Here is a 20755-nt window from a genome sequence, read left to right on the forward strand (position 1 = left end):
TGGCTAATCTGAATCCACCAATTCCTGCAAACAAATCAATAAATCTAAATTTGGGTTGTTCAGGAGAAGGAAAAGGTATATCCTCAATTCTATAATTAAATAACAAATACTGCATAGCATTTTCCGCAACAGTATTAGTGATTTCAATCTCTGGATATTTTAACTCTAATAAATGTTTTAAGTACAAATGTGCACTCTTTTTGTAGTATTTTGAGACTCCATTGGTACTATTGTGTAAATAATGCGTTAACGATGCTTTCCCATAATCAAGGCTTTCAATTAACCTTATTTTATAGGTTTTGCCGTTAATTTCCTCTAATGATATTTTTTCTACTAAATCTAATTCCATTCTCATTTTTACTATCTATGAAAGTTTTGCGGGAGTTTTACTTACTTTTATTTCTGTCAATAATTCTTTAGGCTCAACATCCAATATTTTTGCTATTTCAAATAGAATTTCCAATCTGGGTTGTTGTCTATTTTGAGTATAGGAATTTACCATATTATAGCTCTTACCAAGTCGCTCGGCAAGCCATTTTTGTTTGATACCTTTTTCTTCCAAAACTTCTTTAATTCTATTCATAACTCTAAATAGTTCCAGTCGGCTAATTTAGTCTTTATATCATTAATATCTCATTTTTTGAGATAAAAAAATATAATAAGCTGATAATGTTTAAGGTATTTTAAAACACGAAAATAGAAAAGTATGTTACAGTTTTCTTCCTTTCTTCTTTTTCTTCATTTGTTTAGCAAACTGTTCTTCTTCGTAGTCCTCGCTCTGTGCATCTGGTAACAGGCTGAACAATCCCAAATCAGAATTAGACGAATGCTCATTTGAAAGAAACTCAAAAAGGTTGTTAGTTGGTAAATCGGTCATTGTATTCGTTTTGGAAACAGGTCTGTCCTGTATTTTTAATTCGGGCTTAGTGCCGTTGTTCCACCAATCGTTAAACATATTTGCCGACAAATTTCTGTCTAATTGTGAACCGTTCCAAACGCTACGGCTTTCGTGGTCAATAAATGTTATACCGTAAATCCGTCCATTGTCGTTCCTACGGACAACGGTATTAATACCTTGTTCGGTCAATTGTTTTCTAAATTCTCTCTCGTTTCTTGTGCTATGCATGGCAAGCTCCACCGTGTTTTTCAGAACAGACCTTGCAGGGTTGGTTTTCATTTTCTCGTTTGACTGTTCAAAGTGCTTTTGTAGTTCTGTTACTCCTGCATCTTTTCCGAAAATTGATGTTTTGAACGGATTGCTAACCTTGTTGCCGTTTTTATCCAATGCCACATACACCAATCCGTTTACGGTCTGACCGTTCCGCTCGCCTTTGACTTCTTCTGCTGTGATATTGAAAAGGGAAAGTAACGCATTGTAGCTACCCATAGTTGAAAAGGTATAATACTTCGGCAGATGCCGTACTATCGAAGCAATTTGGCTCTTGATGTCACCATTTTTATAATTTACAGGCTTGAAAACTTTATTGGCTTGTTTCTGCTCTTGTTTAGTTGCCTTTGTCATATTATATTTATGTTCCAAATCCCTACAGATTGCCATTGAGCGTGGATGGTCGTAATCATCGGGGATTTTCTTGCCGTCAATGCCCACGCAGGTCGAAACGATATGGATATGTGTGCGGTCAATGTCCGTATGCTTGAAAACTATGTAAGGTTGATTGCCGTAGCCCATACGCTCCATATACTCCTGAGCCATTTCGGTAAACTGTTCATTGCTGACCTTATCCTTAGGATCTGGGTTCAGCGATATATGCCGTACCGTCTTTTCCGTTTTGATGTTTGCCGATAAATATGGCTCAAAGCATTTATTAAAATAGGCTACGGAATACTTACCGTCCACCGTATCGGGTATCTTGTTCAGCAATAAAACCGCTCCGTTTTCCTTATCCACTTTTTGTTGATTGTACAAAATCGCTCCGTACATATTGCTTCCCTTTCCGATTTTTGCAATCATAACTTTACTCTTTTTTCAGGTACTTATCTTCAAATTCCTGTGTCAAAAGGATAAGCTCTTTAGTAACTTTTATCAATTCTATGGTTTCCTTTTCCAATCTAAAAAGATATGTTCCTGCTTTTTTCTCTGAAAAATTGCGGTACAATATCTTCACAATCTGATTGTAATTTGTTCCGATTGCTCGGAACTGGCTAAAAAATCGGGTCAACTTTTCGTGATACTCGATGGCATCCATATCAATCTTTACGGTCTTTACGGTCTTCTAAAAGATGCAAGCGGTAATAAAATGAGCAATTACTTTCATTTCTGATTGGTCAAAGAGGGCAAGAAATTTGGCATTGTCCTCTGCGTTCAGGTTGATGGAATATCGATGAACCGCTGGGTCAATCTTTGGTTTTCTTCCTGATTTCTTAATCTGTTTTCTGTTTTTCTCTTCCATAATAATCCATTTTAATTTTTAAACAAACGGGCGACTTCGGAGCCGTTTCCAGCCCCCTGCAAGGGCAAGTGCTCTTGAGGTGCGGAAATTTATTTCGAGGACCTCAAGAGATAACTTGCTCTGAACACGGGTTCAGAAATTCCGTTTTGCAAACGGATTGGAGTTAGCAGGGAAAATCCATGACTTCCGATTACAAAGTTCGATAAGACTATTTGAATAACAGTCATTTACAATTACGCCAAATAAAGCCAATGGATGCCAAATAGTGCCACCTCTATACGGATTGGGACTGCTTTTATTTTCTTTGTATATGGTTAGCAGGTTGATTGGTTATATCCTCAATTAAGTATTTGAATGGCAAAAGAATCGATAGCAAATCTGCGTGAATGAATGCGGGCTAATTACATTTTTTTGAGTTAATGAACTAGCCAGTTAAGTGTATGCAGGTACGTAGGTAAATAGTTGGTTACATAGATACAACAGTATATACAACTAACCAGATAGCTAATTGGATATAATATTAAAAATAATAGATATGATACACGAAGAAAACAAAAATCAGCAACCCGAAAAAGAGGATTTCTCTATTGAAAATTTCCTAACTGATGAAAAGAAACAACCTTTGACGGAACAACAGGCAGTAACACATCGGGAAGATTTTGCCAAACCCGAAGTAGACGAGGAAATAGCCAAACCGTCAGCGAAGACCACGAAAAAAAGTATCTCCATGCCAAAGAAGCTGAACACAGAGGACTATTGCAAACAGTTTTTTAAAATTCCGACCACAACGGCAAGCAAAGGAAAATCGGTCTATGTACGGCAGGAGTACCACGATAAGTTTAACAGGCTTACGGGCATTATGGGCATTGACAAGCTGACGATTTATGCGTATCTCGACAACATTATTGAATACCATTTTCAGGAATTTGGGGAATTGATTAGCGAAATCTACAACGATAAGCACAAACCATTGTTCTGATTGTGGTGCGGTGTCGGGTTTGGTGCGTTGCTCCCTCTTAAAATTATTTTCCAAAACAAAAAAACAGAAAAAAAAGAAAGCCATTTTAACAAGGCGTACAAGGGAAAAACCAAAAGGAAACGGAATTAGTCCCGAAGGGTGGCAGGGCAAACACTACAACTCGGCGAAGCCACCATATTTGCCCTGCCATTATGCCGTAGTCTTTTGGTTGAGTGGTGCGATGGCTGTCCGCCTTAGCTTTGCTACCTTTTTGTTCTTTTTTTAATCCATTCCAATCAAAGAAAGCTTACTAAAAACATTTAGGGACTAAGGATAGGGTGTTTTTGGTATGCTTTTCCATTATCCGCACAAAACTTTTTAAATGTGTGAGGGCTTTGCGAGGAAAATTTAAAGTGTTTTGAGGATTGCTTTGCATTCATATTGTGCCAACACAAGCCAAATAATCCCACTAAACGCCAAAGGAAAACAAAACATTCCCTTGTGTTCTATATTGGGCAAAAATTTTGAACCTATGGCACAAAAAGCAACAACCGACAAAGAACGGAAAGAGAAAGAGCAAATCAAGAAAAAAGAGCATAACCCTTTGATACAGGTTGATAAGCACGGCGACCCGATTTCCAATTTCATCGCCAACTTTAAACGCCAATTCAAGGAAGCAAAAGGCTTATTAAATTGGGGCAAGCTGTTCGGGGGCAAACCTACTGAACCGCCAAAACAACCTGCCGAACCCGAAAGCGTAATAGGTGCGACAAAAACGGTTGTCCGTTCGGATTACAAAAACGCTGACAACAATCAAAACGCAACAAGCTCGCCCGAAAAACAACAAACCAAAATTGGGATTGTAGTACAGTATTCGGCAACTGAACGCCAAATGCTACCTCTGACTGCAACATTGGAACGCCCTTTATAAGTACCTTATACATTTGAAGTCTAAATTGATTGGAATATGGAAATAACAGTTTTAGACATTCAGATTTTGAAAGTATTGCACAAGGAAGTAAAGGAAGTTTCCAACCTGATTGCGGAAATGACTGCACCCTACAAGGCATTGCAACAGGCAACGAAATGGCTCGACCAACAGGAAGCCTGCCAACTGCTGAATATTAGTAAACGCACGTTACAAACGTACAGGGCAAAGGGTATTCTTGGGGCAACGCAAATCAATCGGAAAACGTATTTCAGATTATCCGAAGTGGAATTACTGATGCAGGGAGAGCGACCATTAAAAAAGCAAAAGAAATGAAACAGATTGGAAATTCAAACGAGGATATGCTTGCCCTACTCGAAGCTGTGGTAGGTATCAAAAACGAACTGCTGTATATCAGGGAATATTTCCACCCTCTGTTGCAGGGGGAAATCTACCTGACAGGCGAACAGGTCTGCGAGATGTTGCATATCAGCAAACGGACGTTGCAACAGTACAGAGATGACGGACTGATACCGTTTATCAAACTCGAACGGAAAATACTTTTCCGTGAAAGTGATATTATCAAGGTGTTGGAAAATGGTTATCAGCGTTAGCCGATTGTTTGAAATTGTAACCGTATCAGTCAATTAAAGAAACAGCCCACTACTTTAAGCGGTGGGCCGTGTTTTGCCTAATACCCTGTAGTTGTGGGTGTTTTTTCAAAATAACGAATTGGATTTGCCATTCCTCTAATTTTAGGAACTTCTTTATTCAGATATATATCAAGAATTTCTTTTACAGTAACTTCTGAACCTTCAAATCCCCATCTTTTTACACCTCTATTTTCAATATCTTGAACCCATTTTTTAGGCTTAAATATCGCTCTTATTACGCCTTTATACTCGGCTAAAACAAAATCTGAATTTTCTGCTCTGTTTTTGTCTAATACCCACCAACCTCTAGTTGCTTCATAAATATTTGGTCTGTCATAAATTGGGTTATCACTTTTCTTTTTTCGTTTATTATCGTATGTTTTGTTTATATTGATTACTAAAATATTATGCTTAATATCTTCATTTTTTAATACTTCACAATTGTAAAGTATTTCACACTCATTAACAGTTTTTATTCCTTGATTAAATGAATAATGTCCTGCAACAATATTTGAAATTTTCGCAATCTCCGCAAAATCCTTAAAAGTTAAAAAATCAATTAAAACAGATTCAACTATTAGTGCTTCATTTTCTTCTAATCCGTGTCTAACTATAAAGTGTTTTACTTTTAGATTTTCTAATTTAATAGCTCTTATAATCTCTAATTTTTCAGTTCCGCTTGGGTTGAATATAGCTTCATTAATATGAAAAAAAACACGATTTCCATAACCTTTTCCAACGTAGAATATTTTATTATCTCTTGGGTCTATCAAAATATAAACATAATATTTTAATTCTTCTTGCACCTTTTGTGAAAATTGTTCAATCATATTTTATATGTTTTATTGACTTCAAAAATACAAAAAAGCCAATGCAGTTTTTTGCATTGGCTTTCTTTAATCACTTCATTAGTTTTATAATTGCGAAACAAAAGACTGTTCCATTCCTTTAAATTTATGCGATACCTTTTGCATATCCTTTCCAACTTTCTCATTAAGTATCTTGGCATAAATCTGTGTGGTGGCAATGTTTTTATGCCCTAGCATTTTGCTTAAGCTTTCCAAAGGAACGCCCTCACTCAAAAACAATGTGGCAAAAGTATGACGTGCTAAATGAAAGGTTACCTTCTTTTCTTTAAGGCTTTCAATCAATTGAGATATTCTTTTTAAGCTGTCATTACAAACAGTATTTGAGGGTACAGGAAATACTTTGCCGTCCTTTGAAAATCCTGCATATTTTTCGATAATCATTTTAGGAATATCCAACAACATCACATTTGATGATGTAGCTGTTTTCTTCCTGCGTATAATAATCCACTGGTTACCGTCAAAGAAATCTTGGATATTACTGTTTCTTAGCCCTTTCATATCGGAATAGGATAGCCCCGTGAAGCAACTGAAAACAAACAAATCTTTAACCAATTCGTCTTTCTTTTTCTCGCAGTTGAATGTTACAAGCTGTTCCAACTCGCTTCGTAACAGATAACCTCTGTCTTTGTCCTTTTTGGTATTCTTGTATTCGCTGAACGGATTAAAAGCAAGGTGCTTTCTACTCATTGCCAATCGGCAAAGCGTGGTAAATCCAATCATATACAGCCAAATGGTGTTGTGTGTCAAGCTTTTGTCGTCACGCAGGTAATAATCAAAGTCCTGCACAAAATCTGAAGTAAGGTCATTGAATGATAAATCAGAGTAACCGTATTTTGTAAGTGCAAAATTTCGTAGGTGTTTCAAAAGTGTTTTGTACTTACTGCGTGTACCATTCACCCGAAGTCCATTATTGACCTTTTTCTCATAGTCAGAAAGGAACTGTTCGTAGAATTTGAAAAAGGTCAGTTCTTCGCTTTCCATTCCGAGAAAGGCATTCTTAAGTTTGGTACTGTTTACAGCTCCCTCATTCTTCAGAATTTTGGAATAGCATTCCTCAATACCCAAACGGATTTTGTCAAGTTTGCTGTTAGTGTCTTGGGCTTCTCGGCTCTTTCATAAAACCCTACCGTATTTCAAATCCCAATTTGTTGCGGAAATATCCAACTTGGTACTGAATGCAGACTGCTTGCAGTTTACGGTAATCCTACACATAATTGTAACCTTTCCGTTTTTCTTCGGGGCATTCTTTTTAAGGTAGAACAATACCTTAAACGTTGATTTTTTTGTCGTTTCCATACTCACAATTCTTAATGATAAAATTAAACCTATGTGAGCTACGGGACAATACGAAAAACTATGCAGAAAGCTGAAATACAGTATTTTACATGTGTTGGTTTTTGTTTTCAAAAGTAACGTTTTAGTAACCTTACTTTTGCCAAACCTCGCTTTTCTCTGCTTTTTACCTCATTACTAAAAAATCAAAAAACGATTGTAAAGCCTTTATTTACAATCGTTTTCCCTGTTATTAATCTTTGATGTGTTTTTACTGAAAATTTATTTTATAAAGTAAGTCTTAACGAAGAACAGCTCCAAGCTCTGTTTCGAGATTGTTCTTTAATTTGCCCATAATCTTGTCAATTTGGGCATCTGTAAGGGTTTTTGAACTATCCTGAATAATAAAGCTAACGGCATAGGATTTTTTACCTTCAGGAAGGTTTTTGCCTTCATATACGTCAAACAGATTGATGTCTTTGAGTAAAGATTTTTCAGTCTGGCGCGCAACAGTGTAAATGGAATCAAATGCTACATTCTGGTCAACCAAAAGCGCCAAATCTCTCCTTACCTCAGGATATTTAGGAATATCGGTAAACTTAATTTTGTTTGAAATCAATTTCAAGATCGAATTCCAGTTAAAGTCGGCAAACAAAACTTCCTGCTTGATGTCAAAATGTTTAAGAACCGATTTTTTTACTGTTCCTAACTCCACAATGATATCGTTTCCAACAGCAATGGCAATTCCTTCTGCAAATACGTCAGATTCAACCGGTTTGTTATTTGTTTTTTCAATCCCCAGCCTTGACAGGATTCCCATTACATAACCTTTGAATAAGAAGAAATCCGAAGGTTTTTGAGGCGTATTCCAGCTTTCTCCCAAACGATTTCCGGTTGTAAACAGGGTAAGGTGTTTGTTTTCGGTATATCCGGAAGGTAGTTTGTGGTATGATTTCCCGAATTCAAACAATTTTAAGTCTGAATTTTTTCGGTTAATATTATAAGAAACAGCTTCTAATCCGGAGAATAGTAACGACTGTCTCATTGCAGACAAATCATTGCTCAACGGATTCATGATTAATACGTTGAATTCTTCGCGAAGCATTTCAGATAGTTTTACATATTCCGGTGAAGTAAGCGAATTGGCCATCATTTCATTGAATCCCTGTGAATTCAATTGGGTAGCGATAATATTCTGCACCTTGTAATCTTCTGTTCTTGCCGCATTGGAAACGGTAGCGTTGAATTTTTTAGTGAAGTTGATATTATTATAACCGTAAACTCTTAGTATTTCTTCAATCACGTCAATTTCACGTTGCACGTCAACGCGATAGGAAGGTATAATCAGACCTAATCCCGCATCCGATACGCTGTTTACTTTTATGTCAAGCGAAACCAAAATCTTCTTGATGGTTTCTTTAGATATTTCCTGCCCGATAATTTTTGTTGCTTTTGCAAAATTCAGGAACACAGGGAAATCTTCGATCTTTTTTGGATAGATATCAATAATGTCAGAAGTAATTTCGCCTCCGGCTACTTCCTGAATTAATAATGCCGCACGCTTTAACGCATATTCGGTAATGGTTGGGTCAATACCTCTTTCAAAACGGAAAGAAGCATCGGTATTCAATCCGTGTCTTTTGGCAGATTTTCTGATACAAACCGGATTGAAGTATGCACTTTCCAGGAAAATAGAAGTTGTGTTTTCTGAAACCCCTGAGTTTTTACCGCCAAAAACCCCTGCTATACACATTGGTCCATTTTCATCACAAATCATCAGGTCTTCTTCATGAAGTGTTCTTTCTACATCATCAAGAGTTGTGAATTTTGTTCCGGCAGCTACTGTTTTTACGATTACCTTATTACCCTTTATTTTGGCAGCATCAAAAGCATGCAAAGGCTGTCCCAATTCATGCATTACATAATTGGTAACATCCACGATATTATTTTTTGGAGTCAGTCCAATAGCCTTTAGTCGGTTTTGCAGCCATTCCGGTGATTGTTTTACGACGATTCCGGAAATTGTCACACCACAATATCTTGGTGCCAGTTTTGCATCTTCAACTTTGATATCCATCTTTAACGTCCTTTTGTCAACCCTGAAGTTGCTGACAGAAGGCGTAATCAGTTCAGTATGTGCATTGGTCTGGAGCATACCGGCTCTTAAATCTCTGGCTACTCCAAGATGGCTCATTGCATCGGCTCGGTTAGGAGTCAGCCCTATTTCAAATACTTCGTCATTTTCAATACTGAAAACTTTTGATGCCGGTGTTCCCGGAGCATATTTGTCATCAAGAATCATAATTCCGTCATGACTCGTTCCCAGGCCTAATTCATCTTCTGCGCAAATCATACCGTGGCTTTCCTGGTCTCTGATTTTTCCCTTTTTAATCTGGAATGAATTTCCATCCTTGTCATATAGTGTAGTTCCTATAGTAGCTACAGGCACTTTTTGTCCGGCAGCTACATTGGATGCGCCGCAAACAATCTGCACCGGGCTACCGGTTCCAAGGTCTACCGTAGTTACTTTCAGACGGTCGGCATTGGGATGCTGAACGCACGTCAGGACATGGCCCACAACAATACCTTCCAAACCGCCTTTTACAGACTGGTATTTTTCAATACCTTCTACTTCCAATCCCAAATCGGTTAGGAGTGATGCGGTCTCATCAGATTTTAAATCTGTTTTGATAAATTGCTTAAGCCAGTTATATGAAATTTTCATTGTTGTTTTTGGTATTATTTTTTGTAAGGATGCAAAGATAGGTTTTTTTGATTTTTCAAAGAATTTTAAGGCTTCTAAATTAAAGAAAAATGTCTTAAAATTATTGGAAACCGAACAATATCGGACAGGAAAATACAATGTTTCAGACTTCTAAAAATTTTGTTAAAATAATACCTGCCTGATTTTAATTTGGATATGGTAATTATTTGTAATTTTGTCTCTTTTAAATTGACTTTCCGTGGGAAAACATATTCACAAATTATCTGCTGCCGGATTATTAGTTACTTTAGGGATTATTTTTGGTGACATCGGAACTTCTCCGTTGTACGTTTTAAATGCGATAGTTGGGAGCGATCCCATTAATTCCAGAGATATCGTAGGTGCCATTTCCGCCATATTTTGGACACTGACATTACAGACTACCGTAAAATATGTAATTATAACACTCCGTGCCGATAACAAGGGTGAGGGTGGAATTTTTTCCTTATATACCTTAATCAGAAAAACGAAAGTAAAGTGGCTGCTTTTTCCGGCTATTATCGGAGGAAGTACGCTTTTGGCCGATGGAATTATTACACCTCCGATTTCAGTTTCTTCGGCAATTGAAGGTCTTAGGGTAATCAATCCCGACATCCCTACTATTCCTATTGTTATTGCTATTATTACCATTCTTTTCGGTTTACAGCAATTCGGAACCAAACTTATTGGTAAATTTTTCGGACCAATTATGTTTACCTGGTTCTCAATGCTCGGAATTCTGGGAGGAATCCAATTGAGTACAAACATCAATGTCCTTTCGGCTTTTAACCCTTATCATGCTTATGAACTTTTGATGAATCATAAGCAGGGATTCCTGATTTTAGGTGCTGTGTTTTTATGTACAACAGGAGCAGAAGCCTTGTATTCTGATTTAGGACATTGCGGAAAAGAAAACATTCGTGTAAGCTGGATTTTTGTAAAAAGTATGCTTTTGCTCAATTATTTCGGACAGGGAGCATGGCTGATTTCACATGAAGGGAAAACCCTGAAAGAGGCCGGAGTAACGAATCCGTTTTATGCCATTATGCCGGATTGGTTTCTGCCTTTCGGAATTGGAATTGCGACTTTGGCTGCTGTTGTTGCCAGCCAGGCTATGATTAGCGGTTCGTTTACATTGATTAACGAAGCCATTCGTTTGAATTTCTGGCCAAAAGTAAAAATCAAATATCCTACAGAACTAAAAGGACAGTTATATATTCCTTCATTAAATTGGATGTTATGGATAGGCTGCGTTTTGGTAGTTTTATATTTTAAGGAGTCTTCAGGGATGGAGGCCGCTTATGGTCTGGCTATCGTAATGACGATGCTAATGACAACTTCACTTTTGAATTACTACCTCATTCTAAAAAGATACAATAAGATTTTTATTGCGGTATTGATTACGACCTATGCCGTTATAGAAATTTCATTCCTGATTGCCAATCTTCATAAATTCTCAGATGGAGGTTATATCACATTGCTTATTGCAATGATGCTTATGGCAACGATGTTTGTCTGGTACTTTGCCAGAAAAATCAGAAACCGCTACCTGGTGTTTGTTAAGTTGTCAGATTACCTGCCGGTTCTGGAAGATTTGAGCAAAGATTTGAGCGTGCCAAAATATGCTACGAACCTGGTTTATCTGACAAGCGCTGACCACAGGACTGAAATTGAATCAAAAATCATGTATTCGATTTTGAACAAACAGCCAAAACGTGCCGATATTTATTGGTTTGTCCATGTTCATGTTGTTGATGAACCGTATACAATGGAATATCGTGTCAATGAATTTATTCACGATGATGTAATTCGTATTGATTTCAGGCTTGGTTTCCGTGTGGCACCAAGAATCAGTCTGATGTTTAAAAAGGTAGTAGAGGACATGGTAAAAAATAAGGAAGTAGACGTAACCAGCCGTTATGCTTCGTTAAATAAAAACAATATCATTGGCGACTTTAGGTTTATATTGATAGAGAAATTTATTTCTTATGACAACGATTTGCCGTTCTATGAAAAATGGATTTTGGACTGCTATAACATCCTGAAGAAAATGGGACTTTCAGAAGAGAAAGCATTTGGTCTCGATTCCAGTTCCGTGACCATTGAGTCGTTCCCGTTATTGATTACGGCTCCTAGAGAAATTTGCCTGACAAGGGTTGATTAATCTTGATAGAAATAAATAAAAAAGTCGAAGCATTGCTTCGGCTTTTTTATGCTAATAAACCAGAACTTTATGCCTGAATCTAAAAAGCTTTTGGATTATAAATTTTTATTTCAGTTACATATTAAATGTTGGCACTGGATTTAAGAGGTCTGCTTTAACAACTTTCTCTTTTACCCAAAATCACATAAGCTTAGTGCTACGGGATCCTTAACTGCTTAGTAACTTTTAGCCGCAGATTAAAAGGATGACACAGATTTAAAGAGTTATCATCAAAAAGAAGATAAAAAAGAATATTCACTTCAATTACTTTCTTTGCGACACTGCGCCTTTGCGAGCAACATTTTTACACAAAGATCCGGAGTCGCAATAGTGGCAATAATCACTTAAACGAGCTATTAATAAATCAATTCCTCTACATTTTTTTGAATGTTTTCAGAAATCTTCTGTGTTGGCAGGTCATTCGGGTCATTTCCGAAAGGGTCTTCAATTTCTTCTGCAATAAGCTCCAAACTCGCCAGTACATAAAAGATAAAAACAACTACAGGAATGACATAGTAGCCCAATTGGAAAACATAGCCAAAAGGTAATGTAAGTACATACGTAAAGATGAATTTTTTAATAAAGGCACTGTAGGAATAGGGAATAGGAGTGTTTTTGATTCGTTCGCAAGCACCACAGATATCAGTAAAAGATTGTATTTCGGCATTCAGGACAATGAGCTGGTCGCCGGTAATTTTTCCGTCTTTATACATGTCGTTGATGCGCTGTATCATTGTTTTGGCTATTTGGTTAGGCTTGTGCTTGTAGTGGTCTTGTGATAAGGTTTTATCGTCAAAAAGTTCATGACTGATACTTTCCATCTTTAAATGCAGATTCAGTACAGAAGCATAGGCAGGGATGATTTTCTTGAAGAACTCTTTGTCTTCTTTATCCGTCAGCATTACGGACAGCTTTATAGCCAGATTACGGCTGTTGTTAACCAATGCGCCCCACATTTTTCTACCTTCCCACCAGCGGTCATAAGCGGTATTGGTTCGGAACACCAACAAAAGGGAAATGACAAACCCGAGCATGTTGTGCATTACCGTTATGTTTTTCACAAGGCTATTGGCAGACAGCTTCCAGTACTCCAATTCCAGATAGGCAATTCCGGCTGAATAGAGGGCGATAAGAATCATTATCCAGAAAAGCTTCCGGAAAGTATCGCCCTTATGAAAGTAGAAGATAAACGAAAGCCATTCTTTAGGGTTGTATGAAATCATGTATTTTGAGGTTTAAGGGTTCTTAACTGATATAGTTCCAAATATTCTTCTTTTTTGACATTTCGATAAAAGCCTGACGCAGGTTCTGATGTTCCGGTTTTACCATTGGTGCATCGTCTTTTAATAACTTAACGGCACAATGTCTGGCCAATTGCAGGATTTCCCGGTCTTTTACCAAATCAGCTATTTGCAGGTTCAATACACCGCTTTGCTGGGTTCCCATAATATCGCCCGGACCACGAAGTTTTAAATCAACTTCGGCTATTTCAAATCCGTCATTGGTTTTCGTCATCGTTTCCATGCGAATTTTACTGTCATTGCTTAATTTGTGTCCTGTCATCAGTATGCAATAGCTTTGTTCCGCACCACGACCTACGCGTCCGCGAAGCTGATGCAATTGTGACAAGCCAAAGCGTTCGGCACTTTCAATAATCATGACACTGGCGTTTGGGACATTCACCCCGACTTCAATAACGGTTGTGGCTACCATAATATTAGTTTTGCCTTGCGAAAAGCGTTGCATTTCGGAGTCCTTATCGGCCGGTTTCATTTTTCCGTGTACAATGCTCACACTGTATTTTGGCAAAGGAAAATCTCTTGAAATACTTTCGTAACCATCCATAAGGTCTTTATAATCCATGCTTTCAGATTCCTGAATCAGGGGATAAACGATATAAATCTGCCTTCCTTTTTCTATTTCGTCCCGGATGAATTTCCAGACTTTTAATCGGCTGGAGTCATAACGGTGTACGGTTTGAATGGGTTTTCTTCCCGGTGGGAGTTCATCAATTACAGAAATATCAAGGTCGCCATATAAACTCATGGCTAATGTTCTTGGAATTGGTGTTGCTGTCATGACCAGAACGTGAGGAGGAATTTCGTTCTTTTTCCAAAGTTTGGAACGTTGTTCTACTCCAAAACGATGCTGCTCGTCAATAATAGCAAGACCTAAATTATGGAATTTCACTTTGTCTTCTAATAGGGCATGGGTGCCAATAAGGATATGCAGACTGCCATTTTCCAGTTCTTCATGAATGATTTTTCTATCTGAAGTTTTAGTGGAACCTGTTAGTAATTTTATATTTATATTCAAAGGTTTAGCCAATTCTACCAATCCGTTAAAATGTTGGTTTGCCAGAATTTCTGTAGGTGCCATAAGACAGGCCTGAAACCCATTGTCGAGTGCCAATAACATGCTCATTAAAGCCACAATAGTTTTTCCGGAACCCACGTCACCTTGCAGCAAACGGTTCATCTGTGCAGGATTTCCCATATCGTTCCGGATTTCTTTCAGCACTCTTTTTTGAGCATTAGTCAGGTCAAAAGGCAAATGATTGTTGTAGAAATCATTAAAATAGACGCCTACTTTTTCAAAAGGATGCCCTTTGATTTTGTTCTTTCGAATCAGATTTTTTGTAATGAGCTGCAGTTGTATAAAAAACAATTCTTCAAATTTTAACCGGAATTGTGCTTTGGCTAGTAAGTCAGGGCTTTTAGGGAAATGGATGTTGAACAGCGCAGCATTTTTTGGAATCAGTTTTAATTCTTCCAGAAGATAATCAGGCAGTGGCTCCTTAAAAGCGGCTTGCGTTTCAATAAAAAGTTGTTGCATGATTTTGTTAATCGTGCGGTTTGAAATTCCTCTTTGGGTCAGTTTCTCCGTAGAAGGATAAACGGGTTGCATGGCTGAACGAAGGTTCTGCTCATGTTCTGCAAGCAATTCCATTTCGGGATGCGCCATATTGAATTGGCCATTGAAGGAAGTGCATTTCCCAAAAATAACATATATGGTATTCAGCTTTAAATTTTCACGTATCCATTTTTGCCCCTGAAACCAAACCAGTTCCATTTCTCCCGTTTCGTCAACAAAAGTAGCCACAAGGCGTTTTCCTTTTTTTTGCTCAACGGTTTTGATGTGGATAATCTTTCCAATGATCTGGACTTCAGCATTGGTATTCTGCAGTTCATTTATTTTGTAATAACGTGTGCGGTCAATATATCGGTTTGGGAATAAATTTATCAGGTCTCCATATTTGTGAATGCCTAATTCTTTGCGAAGCAATTCGCCGCGGGCTGGCCCGACGCCTTTTAGGTATTCAATAGGGGTTTCTAATAAATTGTTTTGCATTGCTATATGAAAACACGAATATAAGCCATTAATTGAAAACTATAAAATGGTATTTTGATTGGAAAACAGATTCCTCAATTGCGGTTTTGATTTATAAAAGTAAGATTTTGGCTAAAGAAAATGATATATTTGAAATTTAGAAATAGGAATCAAAATTATGGCAAAACCTATATATATCCTGGGAACAGGTCTTTCACATAACGGTTCGGCAGTTTTACTCAAAGACGGGCGTGTTTGTGTAGGTATCGAAAAAGAACGTTTGAGCCGCAAAAAGCATGATGGAGGTAATGACACGCTGGCGATACAATATTGTCTGGATGCTGAAGGAATAGGACTAGATGACCTTGCTCTTGTGGTTCAATGTGCCAATTTTGACATCCCGAACCGGAATTATTTTAAAGGAGAGCGGATTTTTTCAGGTCATGAAAAAATCGAGATTATAGATATTTCTCATCATTTAGCCCATGCCTACAGCGCAGTAGGAACTTCTCCTTTTTCGGAATGCAATGTGATGGTAATTGATGGTTGTGGAAGCCCACTTGAGCAGTTTTTAAAGTTGCATCCCGAGCAGGAGAAACAGATTGCTCCTGAATATTTAAATGAGGTAAGGATGCTTTGTGAAAAAGATAGCTTTTATCATTTTGACGGACAAAAGTTAGTGCCTTTAGTCAAGGATTTCAGTGTAATGTCGAATCAATCCGGCAACTTTTCACTACCTACGACCCAACACTCTATTGGTGGTTTTTATGCGTCCGTAAGCAATTATGTTTTTGGCGATATGGATGATGTGGGCAAGTTGATGGGATTGGCTCCGTATGGGAAATCCGGCATATATGATTTTGAGGCTTTTGAATTTCAATCGGGAAATTTATTTGTTAAGGAAGATTGGAAGAAAAAATTTGATAATCCGTCAACCGGATATGAATATTTTAAAGAACATTTTGAATACTATGCCAACATTGCACGCTGGGCACAGGAACAGGTAGAAAAGGCTGTATTGCAGTGCATCCATAACCGGTTGGAAAAGTTTCCCCATTCCAATCTTTGCTATACCGGAGGTGTAGCACTTAATGCCGTGGCCAATGCAAAACTGCAGGATTCCGGAATTGTCCGCGAAATTTATTTTGAGCCTGCTGCCGGAGATAATGGTTTGGCTTTAGGATGTGCTTATTATGGCTGGTTGGAATATCTGAAAATGCCAAAAATGCCTCATGATGGCAGCACCTGTTTTGGGAGGCCGTATTCTGAAGCAGAAATTGATGCTGCATTCCAAAAAGAAGAAAACAAAAAATATGTCCCGAAAAGAATAACCAATGAAGAGGAGTTGTTGGATTATTGCGCAGCAAAACTAAAAGAAGGAAAAACCATAGCCTGGTTTCAATCCGGTTCAGAGTTTGGGCCAAGAGCTTTAGGAAGGAGGAGTATTCTGGCACATCCCGGTATTGAAAAAATGAAAGACCATATTAATCTGGATATTAAGTTTCGGGAAGATTTTCGTCCTTTTGCACCGGCCGTATTGAAATCTAAAGTTGGTGAATATTTTGAATCGGCACGTTATAGTCCGTATATGATTCTGGTTGACAGAACGCGTGAAATATATTATAAAGAATTAAAAAATGTCACGCATGAAGACGGTTCCGCCCGGGTACAAACCGTAGAAGAAAGCTGGAATCCCAGGTTTGCCAAGCTCATAGAAGCCTTTTATAAGAAGACAGGTATTGCCGTTTTGCTTAATACCAGCCTGAATAAGAAAGGGATGCCTATAGTTGAAACACCGGAAGAAGCACTCTATTTGTTTGGAATAACAGACCTTGATGTGCTAGTTGTGGAAAATACGGTGGTTGAAAAATAATTAGCTTAGCTGCTCTGCGCCTTTGCAATTTTCTCTCGCAAAGGCACAGAGTCGCAAAGATGGAGAAGTGGGATAGTTCTTTCTTTCTTTCTTTCTTTCTTTCTTTCTTTCTGTTAGCTTATTCCAGAGTTTTTAATAGTTCTAAGGCGGCAGGTGTATTCATGCGTTGCAGTTCGGCTATCATCAGTCTTTTTTGTTCGTCACTTATGGTGGCTTCCGGTTTTATAAATCTGTCAGGTTTGGCTTCTTTGAAAAATAATTCGTCCGTCCATGCATTTCTTAACCCGTCAATAACCAAATGAATACGGTCTTCATTGCCACGATTGGCAACAGAATGCGTAAAATTAGCGTCAATATACCAGCATTCGCCTTCATTCATCATTAACCGGTTTCCATCCAAAATAAATTCGACTTCGCTGTTGGTAATTACCGGGATATGCATTCTGAAACAGCCATCTTCATAACCAAGGCAGTTGTCACTGTGTGGTTTCACTTCGGCACCAACAGCCAGTCGTAATAAACGGACAGCTGTTTTTTCAAATAGTAAACTATCAAGGATTTCCTGGAAATAGGTACATGAATTTAAAATTTCGGTAGGTACCAGTTTTTCAGAAACGGGCGAGGCATAAATCTGGTCTGATTTCCCACTTTCAGACATTAGGGCTATGGAAGTCCATTCGCCTGTATAATCCCTGGCATTATAATGGGCCGTCCAATTTTTATCAATAATTTTACTAAGGTCGTTTTTAAGCCTTTCGGTATCAAAAAACAATGGGAATTTTATGGAGCGTACTAAATTTTCCATGGTGCTATTCTCTTAACCATTTTGTCATTACAGGAAAAGCCTGCTTTCCTTCTTTTAGAGCACGTTCTTTTCCATAAGCCAAACCTGCCCATTCCAGCAATGGCAATCCGATATAATTCTCACTGTCGAAATTAGAAATCAGCCACTCAGAATTATCCTTATAGCCATTAGGATGAAATACAAATTCTACAGGTAGTTCTATATGTTTTACAGCGGCATATGACCAAAGCATGGCCGCAATTTCTTCTCCCTGTGTGGGCCATTCCGGGGCCATTTGTTCCGTTCCTGCAACATTTCTTTCTGCCGGAGTTGTAACGGCCAGATGCCCTGCTTCGTGTAACAGGTCGCCGGGATATTTTAGCTTTTCATAATCCACATAAATAACTCCGGGACCCAAAGCCAATCCGGGAAGGAAAGTACTGTCATTCAGTTTTTTTTCAGTAACCGGTATACCAATTCCCTCCAGAAATCGAACCGTTTTTTGCAAATCAGGATTTTTATCAACCATAATTATGATAGGTTTTCGCGATACAATATAGCAAATCCATCGCAATCCGAATCAAAAAAGTTCTTCAGAAAGGAACAGCAATTGTTTCTGAAACCTTCGTAACTTTGAAATCAAGATATTTTTAAAATGAGACGATTATTATATACTTTCCTTCTTGTTCCTTCTTGTCTTTTTTCACAGCAGTTCCAAAAGGTTGATTTTAAAACCTTAAATGCTACGCTTGCTTTAGATGCATCCCATAAAAAAATATCGGGACAAGTGACCTATACCTTTGAAGTACTTTCAGCCATTGACACCATCCGTATTGATGCCAGGAATATGGCTTTTTCAAATCTGAAGGTTAACAATGCCGTTACGGAATTTAAAAATTCAGGTAAAGAATTGCAGCTCTACAAAGGCTTTAAGAAAGGGAAAAATACGCTGACGTTTGGGTATGAGGCCATTCCTAAGCAGACACTGTATTTTATAGGAGAGAAGGAACACCTTCAAATATGGACACAGGGACAAGGGAAATATACCAGCCATTGGCTACCGAGTTTTGACGATGTAAATGAAAAAGTCGTCTTTGGATTGAGTATTTCATACGACAAAGATTTTGAAGTCTTGTCTAATGGAAAATTAAAAAGTGTGTCGGATAAAGGAAATGAAAAACAATGGGAGTACCAGATGGAAAAGCCCATGAGTTCCTATCTGGTCATGCTTGCTATTGGAAAATTTGCAAAACAAACCGAAACGGCAGCTTCCGGTACGCCTTTGGAAATGTACCTTTCTAAAGAAGATGCTTCAAAATTTGAATATACCTACAGATACAACAAGGCTATTTTTGACTTTCTTGAAAAAGAAATAGGAGTCAGATATCCATGGGGAATTTACCGTCAGGTTCCTGTAAGAGATTTTTTGTATGGAGGAATGGAAAATACGACAGCCACTATTTTTTCTGAGGATTATGTGGTGGACGAAATAGGTTATAATGATAGGAATTATATTAACGTAAATGCCCACGAACTGGCCCATCAATGGTTTGGAGACTTAATTACGGCCACTTCAGGAAAGCATCATTGGCTGCAGGAAGGATTTGCAACCTATTATGCCCTACTGGCAGAAAGAGAGCTGTTTGGAGAAGATCATTTTAACTGGCAGCTTTATGAAATCGCTGAAAGGCTCCAACAGGCCTCAAAAACTGATACGATTCCGCTGCTAAATGAAAAAGCAAGTTCGCTGACATTCTATCAAAAAGGAGCCTGGGCCTTGCATATACTAAGAGAAAATATAGGCGCAAAAAACTTTAACAAGGCCGTTAAAAAATACCTTGAAAAATATGCGTTTAAAAATGTCAGCACGGCTAATTTTTTGGCAGAAATTAATGCTGTTTCTAATTATGATACCAGGAGATTCCAACAGGTTTGGCTTGAACAATCCGGATTTGAAGTAGCAGAAGCTTTAGGAATATTGAAGAAAAATAAATTCATTGAACAATACTTAAATGTACTTTCAATGGCAGAAAAGCCTTTGGCAGAGAAACAGCAGGTCTTTGCGGAAACAATAGTATCTGATGTCTATTATCCGGTAAAGGAAGAAATACTTTTTCAGTTACAATCTGTAGATTTTTCTGAAAAGGAACCTATTATCAGACAGGCCATGCAGTCAAACAATATTAAAGTAAGGCAGGCTGTAGCAAAAACACTCAACCAGTTTCCGGAATCATTCAGGCCTGATTTTGAAACTTTTTTGGATGATAAATCGTATGTGACAAAAGAAATTGCCTTAAATGTTTTATGGTCACAGTTTCCGGATGACCGTGCCAAATATCTTGACAAATCCCGTAACTGGACTGGCATGAATGATAAAAATCTTAGAATCCTATGGCTCACAATGGCCCTGGCAACAAAAGATTTTGAGCCTGAACACAAACCTGCTTATTATGATGAACTCTTAGATTATACTTCACCTGATTATGAGAGTTCAATTCGACAGAATGCCATAACCAATCTTTTGTATATAAATGGGAATGACACAAATGTTTTAAAAGCGCTTGTCAATCCGCTGACCCATCACAAATGGCAGTTTTCCAAATTTGCAAGAGATAAAATACGGGAACTGGCCAAAAAAGAACGCTACAGATTGTACTATTTAGAACTTCTGCCATCATTGCAGGATAATGAGAAAACTATTCTGGAAAAATTGTTAAATTCATAGGATTGT

Annotated in this window: 15 protein-coding genes and 3 pseudogenes; 7 read left to right on the forward strand and 11 right to left on the reverse strand. The window is 37.9% G+C overall.

Translation table 11 applies throughout. The annotated features are described in order from the left end of the window. The 4 genes and pseudogenes from ASG38_RS18340 to mobA all read right to left on the reverse strand — a co-directional run. A pseudogene (locus tag ASG38_RS18340) lies at positions 1-349 on the reverse strand (DNA (cytosine-5-)-methyltransferase); the annotation flags it as partial. Between the two features lie 15 nt (positions 350-364). Then, complete coding sequence (locus ASG38_RS15390) at positions 365-583, reverse strand: helix-turn-helix domain-containing protein (RefSeq protein WP_056073103.1); 219 nt, start codon at positions 581-583, stop codon at positions 365-367. Between the two features lie 126 nt (positions 584-709). Then, the gene (gene mobB, locus ASG38_RS15395; protein WP_056073106.1) at positions 710-1972 is read right to left on the reverse strand and encodes a conjugal transfer protein MobB; all 1263 of its coding nucleotides are present in this window, start codon (positions 1970-1972) and stop codon (positions 710-712) included. Positions 1973-1976: 4 nt separating this feature from the next. Beyond that, positions 1977-2411 (reverse strand): annotated as a pseudogene (gene mobA / locus ASG38_RS15400) (conjugal transfer protein MobA). 535 nt (positions 2412-2946) lie between these two features. On the opposite strand from mobA, the gene ASG38_RS15405 reads away from it, so the two are divergent. The 4 genes from ASG38_RS15405 (at position 2947) to ASG38_RS15420 (ending at position 4911) form a co-directional block, all read left to right on the forward strand. Beyond that, positions 2947-3390: a DUF3408 domain-containing protein gene (locus ASG38_RS15405; RefSeq protein ID WP_056073109.1), complete on the forward strand. Its 444-nt coding sequence runs from the start codon at positions 2947-2949 to the stop codon at positions 3388-3390. A 511-nt stretch (positions 3391-3901) separates the two neighbouring features. After that, positions 3902-4300 carry a hypothetical protein gene (locus ASG38_RS15410; RefSeq protein WP_235498610.1) on the forward strand — a complete coding sequence of 133 codons (399 nt, stop codon included), beginning with the start codon at positions 3902-3904 and terminating at the stop codon, positions 4298-4300. A 36-nt stretch (positions 4301-4336) separates the two neighbouring features. Beyond that, positions 4337-4633, forward strand: a complete 297-nt coding sequence (locus tag ASG38_RS15415; RefSeq protein WP_056073112.1) for a helix-turn-helix domain-containing protein — start codon at positions 4337-4339, stop codon at positions 4631-4633. Further along, complete coding sequence (locus ASG38_RS15420; RefSeq protein ID WP_056073115.1) at positions 4630-4911, forward strand: helix-turn-helix domain-containing protein; 282 nt, start codon at positions 4630-4632, stop codon at positions 4909-4911. Before ASG38_RS15415 ends, ASG38_RS15420 begins: the two co-directional genes overlap by 4 nt. A 77-nt stretch (positions 4912-4988) precedes the next feature. Here ASG38_RS15420 and ASG38_RS15425 read toward each other — a convergent pair whose 3' ends face one another. The 3 genes and pseudogenes from ASG38_RS15425 to pheT all read right to left on the reverse strand — a co-directional run bounded on the left by ASG38_RS15425 (position 4989) and on the right by pheT (position 9816). Beyond that, complete coding sequence (locus tag ASG38_RS15425) at positions 4989-5780, reverse strand: hypothetical protein (protein WP_056073119.1); 792 nt, start codon at positions 5778-5780, stop codon at positions 4989-4991. A gap of 84 nt (positions 5781-5864) precedes the next feature. Continuing rightward, positions 5865-7115 (reverse strand): annotated as a pseudogene (locus tag ASG38_RS15430) (site-specific integrase). A gap of 277 nt (positions 7116-7392) precedes the next feature. Then, positions 7393-9816 carry a phenylalanine--tRNA ligase subunit beta gene (gene pheT / locus ASG38_RS15435; RefSeq protein WP_056073122.1) on the reverse strand — a complete coding sequence of 808 codons (2424 nt, stop codon included), beginning with the start codon at positions 9814-9816 and terminating at the stop codon, positions 7393-7395. A 238-nt stretch (positions 9817-10054) separates the two neighbouring features. Here pheT and ASG38_RS15445 point away from each other — a divergent pair, with 238 nt between their 5' ends. Next, complete coding sequence (locus ASG38_RS15445; protein ID WP_056073127.1) at positions 10055-11998, forward strand: KUP/HAK/KT family potassium transporter; 1944 nt, start codon at positions 10055-10057, stop codon at positions 11996-11998. A 395-nt stretch (positions 11999-12393) separates the two neighbouring features. On the opposite strand, the gene ASG38_RS15450 is transcribed toward ASG38_RS15445, so the two are convergent. After that, positions 12394-13260, reverse strand: a complete 867-nt coding sequence (locus tag ASG38_RS15450; protein ID WP_056073131.1) for a bestrophin family protein — start codon at positions 13258-13260, stop codon at positions 12394-12396. A 22-nt stretch (positions 13261-13282) separates the two neighbouring features. Beyond that, positions 13283-15388 carry an ATP-dependent DNA helicase RecG gene (gene recG, locus ASG38_RS15455; protein ID WP_056073134.1) on the reverse strand — a complete coding sequence of 702 codons (2106 nt, stop codon included), beginning with the start codon at positions 15386-15388 and terminating at the stop codon, positions 13283-13285. Positions 15389-15545: 157 nt separating this feature from the next. Between recG and ASG38_RS15460 the strand changes: the two genes are divergently transcribed. Further along, positions 15546-17240 carry a carbamoyltransferase C-terminal domain-containing protein gene (locus ASG38_RS15460; RefSeq protein ID WP_056073137.1) on the forward strand — a complete coding sequence of 565 codons (1695 nt, stop codon included), beginning with the start codon at positions 15546-15548 and terminating at the stop codon, positions 17238-17240. Positions 17241-17358: 118 nt separating this feature from the next. On the opposite strand, the gene ASG38_RS15465 is transcribed toward ASG38_RS15460, so the two are convergent. Together ASG38_RS15465 and ASG38_RS15470 are read right to left on the reverse strand one after the other, a co-directional pair. Beyond that, positions 17359-18045, reverse strand: a complete 687-nt coding sequence (locus ASG38_RS15465) for an aspartyl/asparaginyl beta-hydroxylase domain-containing protein (RefSeq protein ID WP_056073139.1) — start codon at positions 18043-18045, stop codon at positions 17359-17361. A gap of 4 nt (positions 18046-18049) precedes the next feature. Continuing rightward, on the reverse strand, positions 18050-18553 hold the full coding sequence (locus tag ASG38_RS15470) for a hypothetical protein (protein WP_056073142.1): 504 nt from the start codon (positions 18551-18553) through the stop codon (positions 18050-18052). A gap of 126 nt (positions 18554-18679) precedes the next feature. On the opposite strand from ASG38_RS15470, the gene ASG38_RS15475 reads away from it, so the two are divergent. Further along, entirely contained in the window at positions 18680-20749 is a 2070-nt protein-coding gene (locus ASG38_RS15475) for a M1 family metallopeptidase (protein WP_056073147.1), read from the forward strand. Positions 20750-20755 lie beyond the last annotated feature (6 nt).

The organism is Flavobacterium sp. Leaf359 (assembly GCF_001423985.1).
GTDB classification, from domain to species: domain Bacteria; phylum Bacteroidota; class Bacteroidia; order Flavobacteriales; family Flavobacteriaceae; genus Flavobacterium; species Flavobacterium lindanitolerans.

Excerpts from the sequence above, each read along its gene's own strand:
- ASG38_RS15390 (WP_056073103.1), bottom strand. The coding sequence starts at position 583 with ATGAATAGAATTAAAGAAGTTTTGGAAGAAAAAGGTATCAAACAAAAA.
- mobB (WP_056073106.1), bottom strand. The coding sequence starts at position 1,972 with ATGATTGCAAAAATCGGAAAGGGAAGCAATATGTACGGAGCGATTTTG.
- ASG38_RS15405 (WP_056073109.1), top strand. The coding sequence starts at position 2,947 with ATGATACACGAAGAAAACAAAAATCAGCAACCCGAAAAAGAGGATTTC.
- ASG38_RS15410 (WP_235498610.1), top strand. The coding sequence starts at position 3,902 with ATGGCACAAAAAGCAACAACCGACAAAGAACGGAAAGAGAAAGAGCAA.
- ASG38_RS15415 (WP_056073112.1), top strand. The coding sequence starts at position 4,337 with ATGGAAATAACAGTTTTAGACATTCAGATTTTGAAAGTATTGCACAAG.
- ASG38_RS15420 (WP_056073115.1), top strand. The coding sequence starts at position 4,630 with ATGAAACAGATTGGAAATTCAAACGAGGATATGCTTGCCCTACTCGAA.
- ASG38_RS15425 (WP_056073119.1), bottom strand. The coding sequence starts at position 5,780 with ATGATTGAACAATTTTCACAAAAGGTGCAAGAAGAATTAAAATATTAT.
- pheT (WP_056073122.1), bottom strand. The coding sequence starts at position 9,816 with ATGAAAATTTCATATAACTGGCTTAAGCAATTTATCAAAACAGATTTA.
- ASG38_RS15450 (WP_056073131.1), bottom strand. The coding sequence starts at position 13,260 with ATGATTTCATACAACCCTAAAGAATGGCTTTCGTTTATCTTCTACTTT.
- recG (WP_056073134.1), bottom strand. The coding sequence starts at position 15,388 with ATGCAAAACAATTTATTAGAAACCCCTATTGAATACCTAAAAGGCGTC.
- ASG38_RS15460 (WP_056073137.1), top strand. The coding sequence starts at position 15,546 with ATGGCAAAACCTATATATATCCTGGGAACAGGTCTTTCACATAACGGT.
- ASG38_RS15465 (WP_056073139.1), bottom strand. The coding sequence starts at position 18,045 with ATGGAAAATTTAGTACGCTCCATAAAATTCCCATTGTTTTTTGATACC.
- ASG38_RS15470 (WP_056073142.1), bottom strand. The coding sequence starts at position 18,553 with ATGGTTGATAAAAATCCTGATTTGCAAAAAACGGTTCGATTTCTGGAG.
- ASG38_RS15475 (WP_056073147.1), top strand. The coding sequence starts at position 18,680 with ATGAGACGATTATTATATACTTTCCTTCTTGTTCCTTCTTGTCTTTTT.